Origin of the sequence: Streptomyces sp. NBC_01260, assembly GCF_036226405.1 — a bacterium.
GTDB lineage: Bacteria > Actinomycetota > Actinomycetes > Streptomycetales > Streptomycetaceae > Streptomyces > Streptomyces laculatispora.
This window is the reverse complement of sequence record NZ_CP108464.1, coordinates 5,854,593-5,871,473: the sequence shown is the minus strand read 5'-3', so window position 1 is coordinate 5,871,473 and position 16,881 is coordinate 5,854,593. Positions and strand designations below refer to the sequence as shown.

At 72.0% G+C, this 16,881-nt stretch carries 17 protein-coding genes and 1 pseudogene; 8 read left to right on the top strand and 10 right to left on the bottom strand.

Annotation, left to right across the window (positions count from 1 at the left end; all coding sequences use genetic code 11):
- Window positions 1–16: 16 nt before the first annotated feature.
- The 5 genes from OG322_RS26040 to OG322_RS41645 all read right to left on the bottom strand — a co-directional run bounded on the left by OG322_RS26040 (window position 17) and on the right by OG322_RS41645 (window position 6,687).
- Window positions 17–1,162: an RNA polymerase sigma factor gene (locus OG322_RS26040; RefSeq protein WP_124283962.1), complete on the bottom strand. Its 1,146-nt coding sequence runs from the start codon at window positions 1,160–1,162 to the stop codon at window positions 17–19.
- A gap of 193 nt (window positions 1,163–1,355) precedes the next feature.
- Window positions 1,356–3,272, bottom strand: a complete 1,917-nt coding sequence (gene dnaG, locus OG322_RS26035) for a DNA primase (protein ID WP_123470793.1) — start codon at window positions 3,270–3,272, stop codon at window positions 1,356–1,358.
- 126 nt (window positions 3,273–3,398) lie between these two features.
- Window positions 3,399–4,658, bottom strand: a complete 1,260-nt coding sequence (locus tag OG322_RS26030; protein WP_123470795.1) for an NAD(P)/FAD-dependent oxidoreductase — start codon at window positions 4,656–4,658, stop codon at window positions 3,399–3,401.
- Window positions 4,659–5,031: 373 nt separating this feature from the next.
- On the bottom strand, window positions 5,032–6,351 hold the full coding sequence (locus OG322_RS26025) for a deoxyguanosinetriphosphate triphosphohydrolase (protein ID WP_329307001.1): 1,320 nt from the start codon (window positions 6,349–6,351) through the stop codon (window positions 5,032–5,034).
- Between the two features lie 36 nt (window positions 6,352–6,387).
- Entirely contained in the window at window positions 6,388–6,687 is a 300-nt protein-coding gene (locus OG322_RS41645) for an HAD hydrolase family protein (RefSeq protein WP_443066599.1), read from the bottom strand.
- Between OG322_RS41645 and OG322_RS41640 the strand changes: the two genes are divergently transcribed.
- Window positions 6,635–6,805, top strand: a complete 171-nt coding sequence (locus OG322_RS41640) for a hypothetical protein (protein WP_443066558.1) — start codon at window positions 6,635–6,637, stop codon at window positions 6,803–6,805. The genes OG322_RS41645 and OG322_RS41640 overlap by 53 nt on opposite strands.
- Before the next feature lie 135 nt (window positions 6,806–6,940).
- Window positions 6,941–7,675 (top strand): SanA/YdcF family protein, encoded by a 735-nt coding sequence (locus OG322_RS26015; RefSeq protein ID WP_329307000.1) that lies wholly within the window; start codon window positions 6,941–6,943, stop codon window positions 7,673–7,675.
- 7 nt (window positions 7,676–7,682) lie between these two features.
- Here OG322_RS26015 and cutA read toward each other — a convergent pair whose 3' ends face one another.
- Together cutA and OG322_RS26005 are read right to left on the bottom strand one after the other, a co-directional pair.
- The gene (cutA, locus tag OG322_RS26010; protein ID WP_123470803.1) at window positions 7,683–8,048 is read right to left on the bottom strand and encodes a divalent-cation tolerance protein CutA; all 366 of its coding nucleotides are present in this window, start codon (window positions 8,046–8,048) and stop codon (window positions 7,683–7,685) included.
- 68 nt (window positions 8,049–8,116) lie between these two features.
- Window positions 8,117–8,758 (bottom strand): NADPH-dependent FMN reductase, encoded by a 642-nt coding sequence (locus tag OG322_RS26005; RefSeq protein WP_329306999.1) that lies wholly within the window; start codon window positions 8,756–8,758, stop codon window positions 8,117–8,119.
- Between the two features lie 88 nt (window positions 8,759–8,846).
- Between OG322_RS26005 and OG322_RS26000 the strand changes: the two genes are divergently transcribed.
- The 4 genes from OG322_RS26000 (at window position 8,847) to OG322_RS25985 (ending at window position 12,460) form a co-directional block, all read left to right on the top strand.
- Window positions 8,847–9,647: an aminotransferase class IV family protein gene (locus OG322_RS26000; RefSeq protein ID WP_329306998.1), complete on the top strand. Its 801-nt coding sequence runs from the start codon at window positions 8,847–8,849 to the stop codon at window positions 9,645–9,647.
- Between the two features lie 116 nt (window positions 9,648–9,763).
- The gene (locus tag OG322_RS25995) at window positions 9,764–10,237 is read left to right on the top strand and encodes a DUF5990 family protein (protein WP_124285147.1); all 474 of its coding nucleotides are present in this window, start codon (window positions 9,764–9,766) and stop codon (window positions 10,235–10,237) included.
- 393 nt (window positions 10,238–10,630) lie between these two features.
- On the top strand, window positions 10,631–11,719 hold the full coding sequence (locus OG322_RS25990) for a hypothetical protein (RefSeq protein WP_329307817.1): 1,089 nt from the start codon (window positions 10,631–10,633) through the stop codon (window positions 11,717–11,719).
- 117 nt (window positions 11,720–11,836) lie between these two features.
- The gene (locus tag OG322_RS25985; protein ID WP_123470811.1) at window positions 11,837–12,460 is read left to right on the top strand and encodes a class F sortase; all 624 of its coding nucleotides are present in this window, start codon (window positions 11,837–11,839) and stop codon (window positions 12,458–12,460) included.
- Window positions 12,461–12,556: 96 nt separating this feature from the next.
- Here the strand turns inward: OG322_RS25985 and OG322_RS25980 are convergent, their stop codons facing one another.
- On the bottom strand, window positions 12,557–13,345 hold the full coding sequence (locus tag OG322_RS25980; RefSeq protein WP_329306997.1) for a sulfite exporter TauE/SafE family protein: 789 nt from the start codon (window positions 13,343–13,345) through the stop codon (window positions 12,557–12,559).
- Between the two features lie 145 nt (window positions 13,346–13,490).
- On the opposite strand from OG322_RS25980, the pseudogene OG322_RS25975 reads away from it, so the two are divergent.
- Together OG322_RS25975 and OG322_RS25970 are read left to right on the top strand one after the other, a co-directional pair.
- A pseudogene (locus tag OG322_RS25975) lies at window positions 13,491–13,763 on the top strand (nitrite reductase (NAD(P)H)); the annotation flags it as partial.
- Between the two features lie 133 nt (window positions 13,764–13,896).
- Window positions 13,897–14,826 carry an oxidoreductase gene (locus OG322_RS25970; RefSeq protein WP_124283966.1) on the top strand — a complete coding sequence of 310 codons (930 nt, stop codon included), beginning with the start codon at window positions 13,897–13,899 and terminating at the stop codon, window positions 14,824–14,826.
- A 103-nt stretch (window positions 14,827–14,929) separates the two neighbouring features.
- On the opposite strand, the gene OG322_RS25965 is transcribed toward OG322_RS25970, so the two are convergent.
- The gene (locus OG322_RS25965) at window positions 14,930–15,340 is read right to left on the bottom strand and encodes a VOC family protein (RefSeq protein ID WP_123470819.1); all 411 of its coding nucleotides are present in this window, start codon (window positions 15,338–15,340) and stop codon (window positions 14,930–14,932) included.
- A 137-nt stretch (window positions 15,341–15,477) separates the two neighbouring features.
- Window positions 15,478–16,497, bottom strand: coding sequence for an ArsR/SmtB family transcription factor (locus OG322_RS25960; protein WP_123470821.1), 1,020 nt, complete (start codon window positions 16,495–16,497; stop codon window positions 15,478–15,480).
- Window positions 16,498–16,881: the final 384 nt, after the last annotated feature.

Here is a 16,881-nt window from a genome sequence, read left to right as displayed (position 1 = left end):
GCGCGTGTACGCGCACTCAGTCGAGGTAGCCGCGGAGCTGGTCGGCGAAGGCGTGGTCCCGCAGTTTGTTGAGGGTCTTGGACTCGATCTGCCGGATGCGTTCACGGGTCACGCCGAAGATCCGGCCTATCTCCTCAAGCGTGCGGGGCCGCCCGTCGGCCAGCCCGTACCGCAGCTGGACCACCTTCCGCTCGCGCTCGTTGAGCGTGGAGAGCACCGCTTCCAGGTGTTCGCGCAGCAGCAGGAAGGCGGCGGACTCGACCGGGGACGCGGCGTCCCCGTCCTCGATCAGGTCGCCGAGCGAGACATCGTCCTCCTCGCCGACCGGGGCGTGCAGGGACACGGGTTCCTGGGCGAGGCGCAGCACCTCGCCCACCCGCTCCGGGGTCAGGTCGAGCTGGCCGGCGACCTCCTCGGGGGTCGGCTCGTAGCCGCGTTCCTGGAGCATCCGGCGCTGGACCCGTACGACGCGGTTGATCAGTTCGACGACATGGACCGGGACCCTTATGGTCCGCGCCTGGTCGGCCAGCGCGCGGGACATGGCCTGCCGGATCCACCAGGTCGCGTACGTCGAGAACTTGTAGCCGCGGGCGTAGTCGAACTTCTCGACCGCGCGGATCAGTCCGAGGTTTCCCTCCTGGACCAGGTCGAGCATGGTCAGCCCGCGGCCGACGTAGCGTTTGGCCACGGAGACGACCAGGCGCAGATTGGCCTCGATGAGGCGGCGTTTGGCCATCCGGCCCATGACCACCAGCCGGTCCAGATCGACGGCGAGGCGGGTGTCGGGGTCCGGGGTGCGGGCGAGGCGCTCCTCGGCGAACAGGCCGGCTTCGACGCTGCGGGCGAGCTCCACCTCGTCGGCGGCGGTGAGCAGCGGGATGCGGCCGATCTCCCGCAGGTACTGCCGGAACAGATCGGACGACGGCCCGCTGGTGTCCGGCCGGCCGCGCGCCGGAGGTTCGGGCAGCTCCGCCGACTCCTCCATGATCCCCGCCTCGGGTGGGTCGGGGATGTCCTGCGGGTCCGGTGGCTCCCCGGGCCGTTGCTGCCGTTCGGGCACCTGGGACGGCGGGTCCGCCGCGGCCTCCGGATGACGTACGGCCCGGTGCTGCGCGGGGATTGCCGAGACATGCTCGGTTTTGGTCACGGTCCGGGTCTGCACGGGGGCGACCTCCAGGTGATCGCTGCCGGACCGCGGGGATGGAGGACCACCGTTCGGTGGGCCGGCCGCGCTCCGATGACTCAGGCACCGCCACCCAGTGTGGGGTACGACACACAGCTGCCACGAGGGGCGTGCGGGGACTTTCTGAGTCCGTTGCGTGACCGGACGACTACAGGGGTGCCCCACCTGCGGGTCAGAGCGCGTCGGCTCCGCTGTTGCGCAGGGACTGGGCGTACTGCTGGAGGACCCAGACCTCGTTCTGCGCCGCGGCCAGATGGTCCGGGGCGACATTGCTGCCGAGCCGGGCGAGGCTGCCCTGGACGTCGTCGATCCGGCGGTCGACGGCCCGCAGCCGGACCTTGACCAGGTGCTCGCCCGCGTAGGCCTCGTCGATGGACTTGCCGTGGAAGACCTCGACCGCCAGCTCGGTGACCAGCTTGCGCACCGTTTCGTTGGGGGTCGCGTCGAGTACCTGGACGAGGTATTCGCGGGTCTCGGCGACACCCAGTTCGGCGCCGCCGACCTCCGCGATGCACTCGCGGACGGCCGCGTACGGCGGGGCGGTGAACTCGTCGGTGCCGTAGGCGTCGAAGGCCGGGGAGACCAGGGCGGGCTTCTGAAGGGCGAGCTTGAGCAGCTCGCGCTCGGTGCGGTGGGCCGGGCTGCGGAGGTTGAGCGCGGGCCCGGAGGGGCCCGAGGGACCGGCCGGGGCCTGGGCCTGCTGGTGCTGCGCGCCGCCGCGGGAGGAGGAGCGCGCGGGTCCTCGCTGGTCGCCCCGGCCGCGGGCCCACTGGGCGAGCTGGTTGACCCGGTGCACGACGTACTCCTGGTCCAGGATGCCGACGAAGCCGGCCAGCTGGACGGCGACCTCGCGCTGCACGCTGCCCGTCTTGATCTTGGCGACGACGGGGGCGGCCTCGTCGAGCGCGGCGGCGCGGCCCGCCGGGGTCTCCAGGTCGTAGCGGCCGACGATCTGGCGGAGGGCGAACTCGAAGAGGGGGGTGCGGGGTTCGACCAGGTCGCGGACGGCCTCGTCGCCCTTGGCCAGCCGCAGATCGCACGGGTCCATGTTGTCCGGGGCGATCGCGATGTAGGTCTCGGCGGCGAATTTCTGGTCGTCCTCGAAGGCGCGCAGGGCGGCCTTCTGGCCTGCCGCGTCACCGTCGAAGGTGAAGATCACCCGGGCGCTGCCGTTGTCCATCAGGAGCCGGCGCAGGATCTTGATGTGGTCGCCGCCGAACGCGGTGCCGCAGGTGGCGATGGCGGTGGTGATCCCGGCGAGGTGGCAGGCCATCACGTCGGTGTAGCCCTCGACGACGACGGCTCGGCTGGCCTTCGCGATGTCCTTCTTGGCCAGGTCGATGCCGTACAGCACCTGGGACTTCTTGTAGATCGCGGTCTCGGGGGTGTTGAGGTACTTCGGGCCGTTGTCGTCGTCGCGCAGTTTGCGGGCGCCGAAGCCGACGATGTCGCCCGCGGTGTCGCTGATCGGCCACATCAGCCGGCCGCGGAAGCGGTCGATGGGGCCGCGCCTGCCGTCCTGGGAGATGCCGGAGGCGATCAGCTCCTTGTCGCTGAAGCCCTTGCCGCGCAGAAAGCGGGTGAGGTGGTCCCAGCCGGCCGGGCTGTAGCCGACGCCGAAGTGGGCGGCGGCGGCCTGGTCGAAGCCGCGCTCGGCGAGGAACTTGCGGCCGATCTCGGCCTCGGGGCCGTCCAGCTGCTCGACGTAGAACTGGGCGGCCGCCTTGTGTGCCTCGACCAGCCTGATCCGCTCACCGCGCTGGTGGGAGGGGTTGTACCCGCCCTCCTCGTACCGCAGGGTGATGCCGGCCTTGGCGGCGAGCCGCTCGACCACCTCGGAGAACTGGAGGTGGTCGATCTTCATCACGAAGGCGATCGTGTCGCCGCCCTCCTGGCACCCGAAGCAGTGGAAGAGACCCTTGCTCGGACTGACCTGGAAGGAGGGGGACTTCTCGTCGTGGAAGGGGCACAGGCCCTTGAGGTTTCCACCGCCCGCGTTGCGCAGCTGGAGGTACTCGGAAACGACGGCGTCGATCGGGACCGCGTCCCGGACCGCCTTCACGTCGTCGTCATTGATCCTGCCTGCCACGGGTGAAGTCTACGGGTGGGCGGTGACAGCCATGGTGCGGGCGGGGTGTGATGCGGGCCGCCGGCGGTGTCCGGGTCCGCCCGTGCCGGGGCCTGCCGGGCTCCGGCACGGGGCGGTCCGGATCGCTCAGATCAGTGACTCCAGCGGCACCGACGGATCGGCCAGCGCGTCCGGGTCGACCGGCTGACCTGCCTTGATCAGCTCCTGGACGGTGTCGGTGACGTCCCACACGTTCACGTTCATCCCGGCGAGCACACGGCCGTCCTTCAGCCAGAAGGCGATGAACTCGCGCTTGCCCGCGTCGCCGCGGATCACCACCTGGTCGTAGCTGCCGGGCGGTGCCCAGCCCGAGTACTCCAGGCCGAGGTCGTACTGGTCGGAGAAGAAGTACGGCACACGGTCGTAGGAGACGTCCTGGCCGAGCATGGCGCGGGCCGCCGCCGGGCCGCCGTTCAGCGCGTTGGCCCAGTGCTCCACGCGCAGCCGGGTGCCGAGCCCCGGATGGGCCACGCCGGCCACGTCGCCGGCGGCGTAGATGTGCGGGTCGCTGGTGCGCAGCGAGGCGTCCACGGCGATGCCGCCGCCCTGGGCGCGGGGGGCGATGTCGAGGCCTGCCGCCTCGGCGAGGGCGGAGCGCGGGGCGGCCCCGATCGCGGCGAGGACGTCGTGGGCGGGGTGCTCCTCGCCGTCGTCGGTGCGGACGGCGAGGACCATGCCGTCCTGGCCGACGATCTCGGTGAGCCGACGGCCGAAGTGGAAGCGGACGCCGTGGTCGCTGTGCAGATCGGTGAAGAGCTGGCCGAGCTCGGGGCCGATGACCCGGTGCAGCGGGGTCGGCTCCGGTTCGACGACGGTGACCTCGGCGCCGTATCCGCGGGCCGCGGCCGCGACCTCCAGGCCGATCCAGCCGGCTCCGGCGATCACCAGATGGCCGTTGTCGCGGCCGAGCGCGGCCAGTACGTTGCGCAGCCGGTCGGAGTGGGCGAGGCGGCGCAGATGGTGGACGCCCGCCAGGTCGGTGCCGGGGATGTCGAGGCGGCGCGGCTCGGCGCCGGTGGCCAGGAGCAGCTTGTCGTAGTGGATGACGGTGCCGTCGCCGAGCTCCACGGAGCGGGCGTCGCGGTTCAGCACGGTGACGGGCTGGCCCAGGTGGAGCTCGATGTCGGCCCCCGCGTACCAGGCCGTCTCGTGGACGAAGACGCTGTCGCGTTCCTCCTTGCCGGCCAGGTACCCCTTGGAGAGCGGTGGGCGTTCGTACGGATGGTCGCGCTCATCGCCGATCAGGATGACCCGGCCGCTGAAACCCGCCGAGCGGAGCGCCTCCGCCGCCTTCGCTCCGGCCAGTCCTCCGCCGACAATGACGAACGTCCGATGTGCGTCGACCACTTGATGCCTCCTCGGTGCTTGCTGCGCGGCGCCAACTGCGAGCGTCCCGCACGCAGCGTGATGGCGAAAGAGGGTGTGAGCCGATCAGGTCACACCCAGTGGTCATGGGCCGGTCCGCGGACCGGTGCCGCACCACGGGGAACAGGGTGGCAGGTACGTGGCCGGGCCACGCGGTACGGGCACCCCAGGCACGTGGCCGGGGCCACGCGATACGGGCACCCAGCACACCATCTGTCACATGGCCGGACGTCTCCGCCGCGCCCCCATTGCCGCGGGACACGCCACGGCGGGACGCATCCGGGGTGGCCACCGGTGCGGGCAGGGCCGGTCTTCGCCGGCGCCGGAACGGCGCGGACGGGGTCCGGTGCGGGGGTCATCGGCCGGGCGCGGTGAGCGAGTGGTGCAGGGTGCGGGCCGACGCGTCGGTCAGGGCGGCGATCTGGTCGACCAGGACGCGCTTGCGGGACCGGTCGTCGGGCGCGGACTCGTACAGCGCCCGCAGCTGCGGCTCCAGCCCCTCCGGCGCGCGGGCGGTCAGCGCCGCGGCCAGTTCGGCGATGACGATCCGCTGGTCGGCGCGGATCGCCTCCTGTTCGGCGCGCTGCATGACGTAGCGGTCGGCGACCGCCTTGAGCACCGCGCATTCGTTGCGCGCCTCGCGGGGTACGACGAGCTCGGCGCCGTACCTGCCGAGCCGGCCGGTGCCGTACGCCCGGCGGGTGCCGCTCTCGGCGGCGAGGCAGAACCGGCCGATCAGCTGGCTCGTGGCGTCCTTCAGCCGGGCCTGGGCGACGGCCGAGCCGTCGTAGCCGTGCGGCCACCAGTCCTGGCCGATGAGCCGGTCCAGCGCCTCGGACAGCTCCTGCGGGTCGGTGTCCGCCGGGACGTACCGTCCGATGGCGACCTGCCAGATCTCCTGCCGCTCCGGCTCGGCGTCCAGGCAGTTGGGGTCGATGTGCCCGGCGTGCAGCCCGTCCTCGAAGTCGTGGACGGAGTACGCCACGTCGTCGGACCAGTCCATCACCTGGGCCTCGAAGCACTTGCGGTCCTGCGGGGCGCCCTTGCGGAACCAGTCGAAGACCGGCAGGTCGTCCTCGTAGACCCCGAACTTCGGCGAGCCGGGGTCGGTGGGGTGTGCGCCCCGGGGCCAGGGGTATTTGGTGGCGGCGTCGAGCGCGGCGCGGGTCAGGTTGAGCCCGACGCTGACCAGCTCGCCGGTACGCGGGTCGGGGACGAAGCGCTTCGGTTCGAGCCGGGTCAGCAGGCGCAGCGACTGGGCGTTCCCCTCGAAGCCGCCGCAGTCGGAGGCAAAGTCGTTGAGCGCCTGCTCGCCGTTGTGGCCGAAGGGCGGGTGGCCCATGTCGTGGGAGAGGCAGGCCGTCTCGACGAGGTCGGGGTCGCAGCCGAGTGCGGCGCCGAGTTCGCGGCCGACCTGGGCGCATTCCAGGGAGTGGGTGAGCCGGGTCCGGGGGCTGGCGTCCCAGGCGTAGCTGCGGGTGCCGGGGGTGACCACCTGGGTCTTCCCGGCGAGCCGGCGCAGCGCGGCGGAGTGGAGCACTCGGGCGCGGTCGCGCTGGAAAGCCGTACGGCCGGGCCGTTTGTCCGCTTCGGTGTCCCAGCGTTCGGCGTCGGCGGCTCCGTAGGGTGCCGTGTCCGGTTCCTGCGTGCCGTGCGTGTGGTGCGTGCCGTCCATGGGGTCGACATTAATCGGCCGGGCTGACATGAGGGCTCAGGCGGACGCCAGGAAATGTGTGTTCATAGGAGTTTCGTGTGCCGGGACACCGGCCGTCCGTGCCTGGTCGTAGCGGTGCGGCAGCAGCCTGGGCCATCGCCGTGGGCGCCGAGCGGGGCTGCGGCGATCCACGGTGCGGCCTGGGCGGCGGGGGCAAGGGGCTCGTGCGCCGTGCTGTCGAGGGGCGGGAACTCCTGAGGGTGTTCCGGTGCCGGCCCGGTCGAGGACGGTGAGGTCGTTGGGCATGTCGCCGAAGGCGATGACCTCGGCGGCGTCGATGCCCTGCCCGGCGCACAGCGCCGACAGGGTGCCGGCCTCGGTGACGCGGGGCGCGCTGATCTCCAGCTCGAGCGCGCGCAGGGCGCGGGGCGCGGGGCGTGCCGTCGTCGCGCAGCAGGGTGCCGTCGAGATCTGAGTCGATCAGCCGTGGGAGCAGCATCGGCCGATACCGCCGACAGCCGCCCCGGAGAACCCTTTGGCCGGTCCTGTCGTCAAGACATGAGGGGACAGTTCGGTACGGCACAGGACAGACAGGAACGAGGGCGCTCTCATGCGGCTGAAGCGACGGGGTGCGGGGACGGGCCGGGGTTGGCTGAGGAGAACGGCCGCCCGGCTGCGGCCCCGGCTGCCGCGGACCCGCCGGGGGCGGCGCCGGGCCGTGCAGGGGGTGATGGTCGCCTGTGTGCTGGGCCTGGCACCCGCCACCTGGATGCACTCGGTCGCCGACGCCCGGGTCAGGACGACGGCGGACGCGCCCGCGCGGGAGGTCGCCGTGGTGTTCGGGGCGGGGCTGTGGGACGGGAAGCCGTCCCCGTATCTCGCGAACCGGCTGCGGGCCGCGGCCGAGCTGTACCGGGACAAGAAGGTGAAGGTCGTGCTGGTGACCGGTGACAACAGCCGGGTGGAGTACGACGAGCCGGACGCGATGCGCACGTTCCTGGTCGGGCACGGGGTGCCGGACAGCAGGATCGTCAGCGACTTCGCCGGCTTCGACACCTGGGACTCGTGCGTCCGGGCCAAGAAGATCTTCGGGGTGGACCGGGCCGTGCTGGTGACCCAGGGCTTCCATGTCCGGCGGGCGATCGCGCTCTGCCGGGCGGCGGGGATCGACGCGTACGGCGTCGGGGTCGATGCCGTGCACGACGCGACCTGGTACTACGGCGGGACGCGGGAGATCGCCGCGGCGGGGAAGGCGGCCCTGGACGCGCTGTTCAAGCCCGACCCGCAGTTCCTGGGCCCCCGGGAGCCGGGAGTGGAAACGGCGCTCGCGGCAGACGTCGGGTGAGCACGCCTCATCGCGGCGGCCGGGGCCCTCGGCTCCCTCCCGAGGTGACCGGTGCGGTCTCCGCCGACACCCAGCCGAGGTAGCCGGCGCTGCCCCGTACCACCGGGATCGCGATGATCTCCGGGGTGTCGTAGTCGTGCGCCTCCTGGAGATGGGCCTCCAGTTCGTCGTACCGCTCGGCCGTGGTCTTCAGGAGCAGCTGCCACTCCTCGGTGGTCTCGATGGCGTTCTGCCACCGGTAGACCGAGATGACGGGCGCGGAGATCTGTACGCAGGCGGCGAGCCGCGCCTCCACCACGCCCTGCGCCAGCAGCCGGGCCTTCTCCTCACTGTCCGTCGTGGTCAGAACGGTCAGCCATGCGGGCGAAGTCACCTTCGGTCTCCTCGGAGTCGGCAGCGGTCCTCCCCCGATTGTCGGGTGCGGGGCCCGCTGCCGCCCGGTCAGCCGCCGTACGGCCGCACCTCCTTCGCGTCCCGCAGCGCCCGGCCCCACCACACCAGCTGGTCGAGCAGCGACTTCGCGGCGGCGTCGGGACCGGCCGGGTCCCGGTGCCTGCCCTCGTCGTCGAACAGCGCGCCGGCGTTGTGGAAGGAGACGGTGTCGCGGATCGAGACGGCGTGCAGTTCGGCGAAGACCTGCCGCAGGTGCTCGACCGCGCGCAGCCCGCCGGAGACCCCTCCGTAGGAGACGAAGGCGACGGGTTTGGCCTGCCATTCGGTGAAGTGCCAGTCGATGAGGTTCTTGAGCGGGGCCGGGTAGGAGTGGTTGTACTCGGGGGTGACGACGACGAAGGCGTCGGCGGCCGCCAACCGGCCCGCGACCTCGGCCAGTCGGTCCCGCACCTCGGATCCGGGGCGGTACGAGTGCACGGTCGGGAGGTCGAGTCCGGCGACATCGACCAGGTCGGTCACGACGGCGGGGTGGCCGTCGGTGCGGGAGAGGAACCAGTCGGCGACGACGGGGGCGAAGCGGCCCTCGCGGTTGCTGGCGAGAATGACCGCGACCTTCAGGGGGGCGTCGCCGGAGGCGGCGGCGGCAGTGGCGGCAACTGCGGCCGTGGCTGTGGCTGTGGTGAGGTCCATGGGAAGAGGCTCACGCCTCAATCATGGTTGAGGTCAAGCGCCGGGCAACCGCCCCCTCCGCCGGGCGTGTCGGCATACGGTGGAACGCATGACGACTCCAGCAGTCACACCGGTCCCGTACGCCGAGTTCGACGGACATCCGGCCACCGAGGACGATCTGCGGACCGCCGCCTTCTTCAACTACGGCCATTTCACCGCGATGCAGGTCAGGGAGGGCCGGGTACGCGGGCTCCGGCTGCACCTGGACCGGCTGGACGGCGCGAACCGGGCGCTCTTCGAACTCCCGCTGGACGGCGGACGGGTGCGCGAGCTGATCCGGCACGCCCTGCGGGGCGCGGGGGTCGTGGACGGCTCGGTGCGGGTGCACGGGTTCCTGCCGCCGGGCGCCACAGCGACGACCGTCATGGTGACGGTGCGCGGACCGGCGAGGATGCCCACCGGACCGAAGAGCATGATGTCCGTCCCGTACGCCCGTACCGTGCCGCAGCTCAAGCGCCCCGGCGATTTCGGCCAGACGTACTACGGGAACCTCGCCTCCCGCGCGGGCTTCGACGATGCGGTGCTGACCCTGCCGGACGGCTCGGTGACCGAGGGGTCGTTCACCAACATCGGTTTCTGGGACGGCGATTCGGTCGTCTGGCCGCAGGCTCCCGCGCTGCTCGGTACCACCATGGCCCTGCTGGAGCAGGAGTTCCCCGGCATGGGGGTCCGGTCGCGGCACAGTCCGGTGACGCTGGACGGGCTGGGGGCCTACCGGTCGGCCTTCGTCACCAACTCGCAGGGCATGGCGCCGGTCCGGCGGATCGACGACACCGCGTTCACGGTGGACGAGGAGCTGATGAGGCGGCTGGAAGCGGCCTACGAGAGGGCGCCCTGGGACACGGTCTGAGCCCTCCGCCCCCGACCGGGCCGCGGGACGCCCCCGGCGCACGGCAGGTCAAGGGCGGGACCCCGAGAGGGGACCATGGGCACATGGAGATCCCCACCGAAGGCCCGCAGTCGCGCATGCAGATCCATATCGAGGGCTCACGCCTGCCCGGCCGTGCCTGCGGGCCGGGCGGCGACTTCGCCGGCTACGAGAACATCCACGTGGGCGTGCAGCGCAAGGACCGGCCCGGCGAACTTCTCGGGCTGCTTCCCGGGGACGCCCCGTCAGCCTCCTGGACCCTGGACTGCACCGCCACCGCCTCCGCCTCCGCCTCCGCGGACGGTGTCGAGATCAGCGGGCCGTACGTACAGGACAGGCTCGGGGGGCGCTTCGTCTACCTGTCATGGGGGACGGTCGACGAGAACGGGCTCTTCTCGATGTTCCGGCGGGCCAAGCTGATGTTCGCCGACATCGGGGCGGACACCCTCGAAGCGGCCGCACGCTCCGGGCATCTCACCGCACGGCTGCCGCTCTCCGACGCCAAGGGCCAGCCGCTCTGCGCCCGGGTCCGGCCGCCGGTCATCGAGTGGTCCGCCGCCGCCCCGGCATGAGCGCGCCCCTCCCCTGACACACCTCTGCGGACAGGGAGCCGCCCTCATCGGGCCCAGGGGGGGTGGGTCCGATGAGGGCGGCGGCCGGAGGCGGCGGGGGGACGCCGTCCCGTGGGGGGTGTGGTGCGTGTGCCCCTCGACCGCAAGGTCATGCATGTGACGTGCACCACACCCCGTTCGGGGGTCATCACCCGATCGGCACCGGATACCGAAGGGTGCCGGACCTCCCCCGCCACCACCGCCCTGACCTGCACACATGCCGTATGGCAAGGAGGCTGCGCCGGTCCGGGCGGGTGGCAGCTGACTCGGTGTCAACAGGCGTGGGCGGCCGCCCGGCCGTTAGCTCGGAGCCAGGACACACCCGCCAGCGCCCCTTGCCCGGAGGAACCCCCCATGCGCAGTCCTGCTCGCCTCGTGACCGGCACCGCCGCCGCGGCCCTCGCCGCCGCCGCGTTCGGCCTCTGTGCCGCCGCCCCGTCGGCGTACGGGGAAGAACTGGGCCCGCTGGAGATCACCCCGGCGAGCGCGGCTCCGGGGACCACGGTCACCGTGAACACCAAAGCCTGCGGGGGTGACACCGGTGCGACCGGCGACGCGAGCTCCCTGGACGCGTCCCGCTTCGCGCTGGCACCGGCCACCCTCAAGGAGGTCCTGGCCGGTTCGTTCCGGGTACCGGGCAACGTCGAGCCCGGCCCGTACAGCATCGATGTGGCCTGCGAGAACGGCAAGCGGGCCACCGGCGAGATCAAGGTGAAGGCCGCCGGCACCACGGGCAGGGACGACGCCGATCCCGCCGGTACCGCGGGCAGGAGCAGCGCCGACCCCACCGGCACCACGGGCAGGGAGAGCACCGACCCCACCGGTGCCGCGGGCAGGGACACCGCCGACCCCGCCGGTACCGCGGGCAGGAGCAGCGCCGACCCCACCGGCACCACGGGCAGGGAGAGCACCGACCCCACCGGTGCCGCGGGCAGGGACACCGCCGACCCCGCCGGCACCGCGGGCAGGAGCACCCCCGACCCCACCGGCACCACGGGCAGGGACAGCACCGGAGCCGCCCGGACGGACACGGCTCCGGACGGCTCCGAGAAGGCCTCCCCCGCGGACTCCTCCGACTCCTCTGCCCGCGACTCCTCCAGTTTCGACTCCCTCGGCCGCGACGAGGCCGAGGCAGACGGTTCCGCCCTCGTGCCGGACGCCCCCACGGCTCCGGGCCGCGACACCTCCGGCGAGCGGCCGAGCCAGGCCGAGCCCGAGAGCTCCGCCGCGCAGGAGAGCTCGTCGGACTTCGAGACCTCCTCCGGCCACCGCACCTCGGCCGCACCCACCGCCCCCACGGGGCACGTCAGGGCCGGTGTCGGCGGCAGCGTCGGACCGGACACCACCCAGATCACGGCGGGCGCCGGCGTTCTCGCCGCGACCGCCGTCGGCGGAGCCTGGCTCCTGCGTCGCCGGGCGAGCGGCACGCAGGACGACAGCTGACGGAGGCTTCCACCGCTCCGTACCGCCTGGTTTCCGTTCCGGTGGCCCAGCGCCGCCGGGACGGAAACCGCATCCATCGTCGTCACCGCATCCACCTTCGTCACCCGGAGGACGACCGTGTCCCAGAAGGCCAAGGGCTGGCTGCTCGTCGTCGCGGCACTGGCCGGTGTCTGGCTGATCCAGAACGGCGCGGACACCCGTCTGGCCCCGCCGGGCCCGGCCTCCGCCCAGGGCTTCGCCGCCGGGCCGGAAATGCTGCCGGGATCAGTGGTCGCCGAACCGCTGCGCCCCTCGGCCCCCGTCCGCATCCGGATCCCCAGCATCCGGGTGGACGCCCCGATGATGCGGCTCGGGCTCGGCCCGGACGGCAGCCTCGATGTGCCTCCGGCCGGGAACACCGACATCGTCGGCTGGTACAAGGACGGCACCCCGCCGGGTGCCAAGGGCAGTGCGATCGTCGCGGGCCATGTCGACAACGCCCAGGGCCCGTCCGTCTTCTACGACCTGGGCTCGCTGAAGAAGGGCAGCACCGTCGAGGTGCTCCGGCAGGACGGCCGCACCGCCGTCTTCGCGCTCGACGCCATCGAGGTCTACGACAGCAAGGACTTCCCCGACAAGCGGGTGTACGGGGCCTCCGAACACGCCTCGCTGCGGCTGATCACCTGCGGCGGCGGATTCTCCGAGTCGACGGGTTACGAGGGCAACGTGGTGGCCTACGCGCACCTCACCTCAGTGCGCTGACACCCAGGACGCCGACACTCATGGCGCTGACACCCGTGGTGCTGAAGCCCGGGGCGCCGACACCGAGTTCCCCGGCACCGGGCCGGCCCCCGGCGCTCACGCGTTCCACTGGTCGAAGGCGAGCTTCGCGACCAGCGAGAACACCACGACCAGCAGCACCCCACGGACGAACTCAGTGCCCCTGCTCAGCGCCATCCGCGCCCCGACCAGGCCGCCCGCCAGGTTGAACACCGCCATCAGGCCGGCCAGCTGCCACATCACGTTGCCCTGATAGGCGAACATCGCCAGCGCGCCGCCGTTGGTGCAGACGTTGACGATCTTCGCGTTGGCGGAGGCCGTCACCAGATCGAGGTGGAGCACCGCGGTCAGCGCCAGCACCAGGAAGGTGCCGGTGCCCGGTCCGAACAGCCCGTCGTACAGGCCGATGCCGCCGCCCACCAGGACGATCGCGGTGACGGTGCGGGCCCGGGTGGCCGGGGGCGCCGCGCCGTCCTCGGGCGCCCTGCCGAACCGGGGCCGCAGCATCACGAACGCCGCGACCGCCAGCAGTACCACCATGATCACCGGGCGAAGGACCTCGCTGCTGATCCCGGCGGCGAAGAAGGCACCGGTCATCGATCCGGCCAGGGCCGCGAGGCCGATCCGCAGCGCCGTGCCGACCTTCACCGGCGCCTTGCGCGCGTAGGCGACGGCGGCGCCGGACGTGCCGACGATGGCGACCGCCTTGTTGGTGCCGAGGATGTGCGCGGCGGGGACGTGCGGCAGCCCCAGCAGCAGTGCGGGCAGCAGGAGCAGTCCGCCGCCGCCGACCACCGCGTCGATCCAGCCGGCCGCGCCCGCGGCGAGGCACAGCACGACGAGGGTGGTCACGGTTATGTCAGGCATGATCGCGACCCTAAGGAAACGGCACGTGTCGCGTCCAACCGCCCTGCCCCCGCGGCAGAAAAGTTGAGCGAACCCTGAGCTTGCTCGGGTAACACCGGACACGCTTCCACCATGAGCACACAGGCCGAACCGTCTGGAGCTGTGATACCGAAGCCTGCGCTCCCCGCACAGGCTGAAGTCGGCGGTCTCCGGCTGCGCCCGGGAGTGCGCGGAGGCCCGCGGCAAGGGCTTCGGGATCGTCGCCACCGTCGGCGGCTGGAACCTGTACCTGGGCGGCAACGGCGGAGCCACCCCGCGCCACGCGGACCTGCTCGCCCAGGACCTGTCCGACGCCGAACCGGTGCGGCTGACCGACCGGTTCCTGATGCTCCGCATCCGCACCGCGGACCGGCTGGAGCGCACCTCCACCTGGCTGGACGACGACGGGGTCTCCGTTCCGGTCTTCGAGGTCCGCGCGGACTGAGCGGGACTCCCCGCACGGAAAGTGGCCGGAAGGGGCCGGGCGACCGGCCCCTTCCGGCCATTGGACCGTCCGGTCGTACGCTTGATCCATGACCCAGCGCCGGTACGCGAACGACCTTCCCGACCAGAGCGGCCGTACGGCCGTGGTGACGGGAGCCAACAGCGGTATCGGGCTGATCACCGCACGGGAGCTGGCGCGACGCGGTGCCCGGGTGCTGCTCGCCTGCCGCGACGAGCGCCGTGGCAAGGAGGCGGCGGCCCGCATCCGCGCCGCGGTACCGGACGCTGACGTGGAGTTCGCCGCGCTGGATCTGGCCGATCTGTCGTCGGTACGGGAGTTCGCCGCGGCGTACACCGCGGACCGGCTCGATCTGCTCATCAACAACGCCGGTGTGATGGCCCTTCCGTACGGGAGAACCGCCGACGGATTCGAGACCCAGTTCGGCGTCAACCACCTCGGCCACTTCGCCCTCACCGGGCTGCTGCTGCCGAGGCTGCTCGGCACCCCGGGTGCGCGGGTGGTGAGCGTGTCCAGCGGTCTGCACGTGCTGTCCAACATCGACATGGGCGATCTCAACAGTGAGCGGAACTACCGCCGCTGGATCGCCTACGGCCGCTCGAAGACGGCCAACCTGCTGTTCGTGCACGAGCTGGCCCGGCGGACCGCCGCCATCGGCAGCGGGCTGGTCGCCGCCGCCGCGCACCCGGGCTACGCGTCGACCAATCTGCAGACCGCGGGCGTCCGGATGGAGAACCGCAGGACGGCGGAGCGGGTCATCGAGCTCGGCAACCGGATCATCGCCCAGCCCGCGGCCATGGGCGCCCTGCCCACCCTGTACGCGGCCACCGCACCCGGCGTCCGGCCCGACTCGTTCACCGGTCCGCGGCTGCTGGGCTGGCGCGGTGCGCCCGCTCCGTCCTGGCGGGCGGGCTGGACGCTCAACGATGTGGCGAGCGAGCGGCTGTGGGTGGCGTCGGAGCAGCTGACCGGGGTCACCTTCGCGGGCCTCGGGGTCTGATTCCCGGGAGGTCCGATCTCCTGGGGCCCGATTTCCCCGGGACCGTGGCCCGGGCCGGGGGCGGGGGCGCTCCGATCGGCCGCCGCCCCCCTGCACGGCAGGCTCAGCCCTGGCCCTCGACGGCGGACGGGTCCATCCACACGACCTCCCAGATGTGGTGGTCGGGGTCCTGGAAGGACCGGCCGTACATGAAGCCGAGGTCCTGGGGCTCGTTGGCGGGCGAGCCGCCGGCGGCGAGCGCCGCGTCGGCCATCTCGTCCACCTTCTCGCGGCTCTCGGCGCTGAGCGCCAGGAGCACCTCGGTGGTCTTCGAGGCGTCCGAGATCTCCTTCTTGGTGAATTCCTTGAAGCGCGGCTCGGTGAGCAGCATGGCGAAGATCGTGTCGCTGATGACGAGACACGCGGTGTTCTCGTCGCTGAACTGCGGGTTGAAGGAGAACCCCAGCTTCCCGAAGAAGCCCTTGGTCGTCTCCAGGTCCTTGACCGGCAGGTTCACGAAGATCATCTGAGGCATGGCCGTCCCGCTCTCTCGGTGGGTGAGTCCTGTGCGTGTTCCGCGAACTCGTTACGACAGGTAGACGCCGGGGCCGCCGGAAACTCATCGGCGCCGGACGAGAAGACCACTCTCGCGGCCGACGGTCCCGGTACGCCTCACGACACGGCGAGCGGCGCGCCGCCCCGCAGCAGCGAGCCGCCCAGCGGAGTCACCGTGTGCAGGACCGAGCTGCCGTGGCGCAGGGTGTGCACCAGGCCCGCCTCGCGCAGCACACAGGCATGCTGGCTCGCCGAGGCGAGGGAGACCCCGGCCCGGCGGGCGAGCTCACTGGTCGTGCAGCCGTCACCGATGGTCCGCAGGACCGTCGACCGGGTGTGGCCGAGGAGCCGGCCGAGCCAGGGGCCCGGTTCGGCGAAGACCGGGGCGCCGGTGTGGCCGACCGGATAGACGAGCACCGGCGGCAGCAGCGGATCACGCAGGACGACCGGGGCGCCGCGACAGAAGAACGACGGCTGGAGGAGCAGCCCGCGCCCGTCCAGGTGCAGTTCGCGCTCGACCGGGTAATCCGCCTCCAGCACCGGCGCCCGCCAGCGGATCACCGGCGGGAGCGAGGCGAGCAGTTCGTCCGCGCCGCCGTCCAGCAGGGCGCGCCCCCGGACGGCGCGGTCGGCCTCGACGCCGGCCTGGATATGCGGCCAGTACGGTTCGACCGCGGCGCGGTGGTAGCAGCGCAGCGCCCCGATGAGCCGGCCCAGTGGCTCGGAGCGCCCTTCCCGAAGCGCGTCCAGTCGCACCGGCCGGACCGCCCGCAGGGCCGTGGCGGCACGGCCGCCGGCCGCTCCCCCGGCGCCCAGCATCGCCAGTTCGGCCCGCAGCCGCTCGGGCGGGGTGTCTCGCAGGGCCTCGATTCCGGTGCTGAAGTCCAGTGGCTCCGAACCCTCCTGAGAAGGCGTCAGAAAGTCCGGGAAATAGCCGCTCACCGGAACCACGGCGGACAGCAGACGTACTTCACCATCCAGCCGCGGACGGGTTTCCGCGCGCCATTTCCCGAACACCGTGGAAGCGCGCCGGTCCCTCAGCCGATGAAAACTGAGAATGGTCTCCCACAATGCGTCCGGCCCGGTGGCCATCCGCACCTTGGAAAGGTCCCATCCGGATATATGGATACGCAGCACCGAACCCCCACACGCTTGCATCTGCAATTGCCCCCGCGCAAGGGTATGCGAGTCGTCACACCACGTCACCACGGGGTTTCGGCCAGAGGTGAAACGTCTCGCCCCGACCGGGTACCACCCGAAAGGCTGTACGACGTCGGGTTGCGATTCCAGAGCCACCGGAAGAGCGAGTGAAGGCCGTGGGGGGTTTCGCTCGCTCGGCGGCCGTTGGCAATGGTGCGGCTCCGCACCCGGCGGGGGTAAGCCGGGTGCGGCCCATGGATGGGGATCCATGGGCCGCACCCCGGTCCGTTCCGGCTCATCTCTTTGCGCATTAAACGAAGCAATGGAGTGCTAGGAATCGCAGAAAGCGCTCACTCAAGGCAGCCACTCACAGCCGTCGCT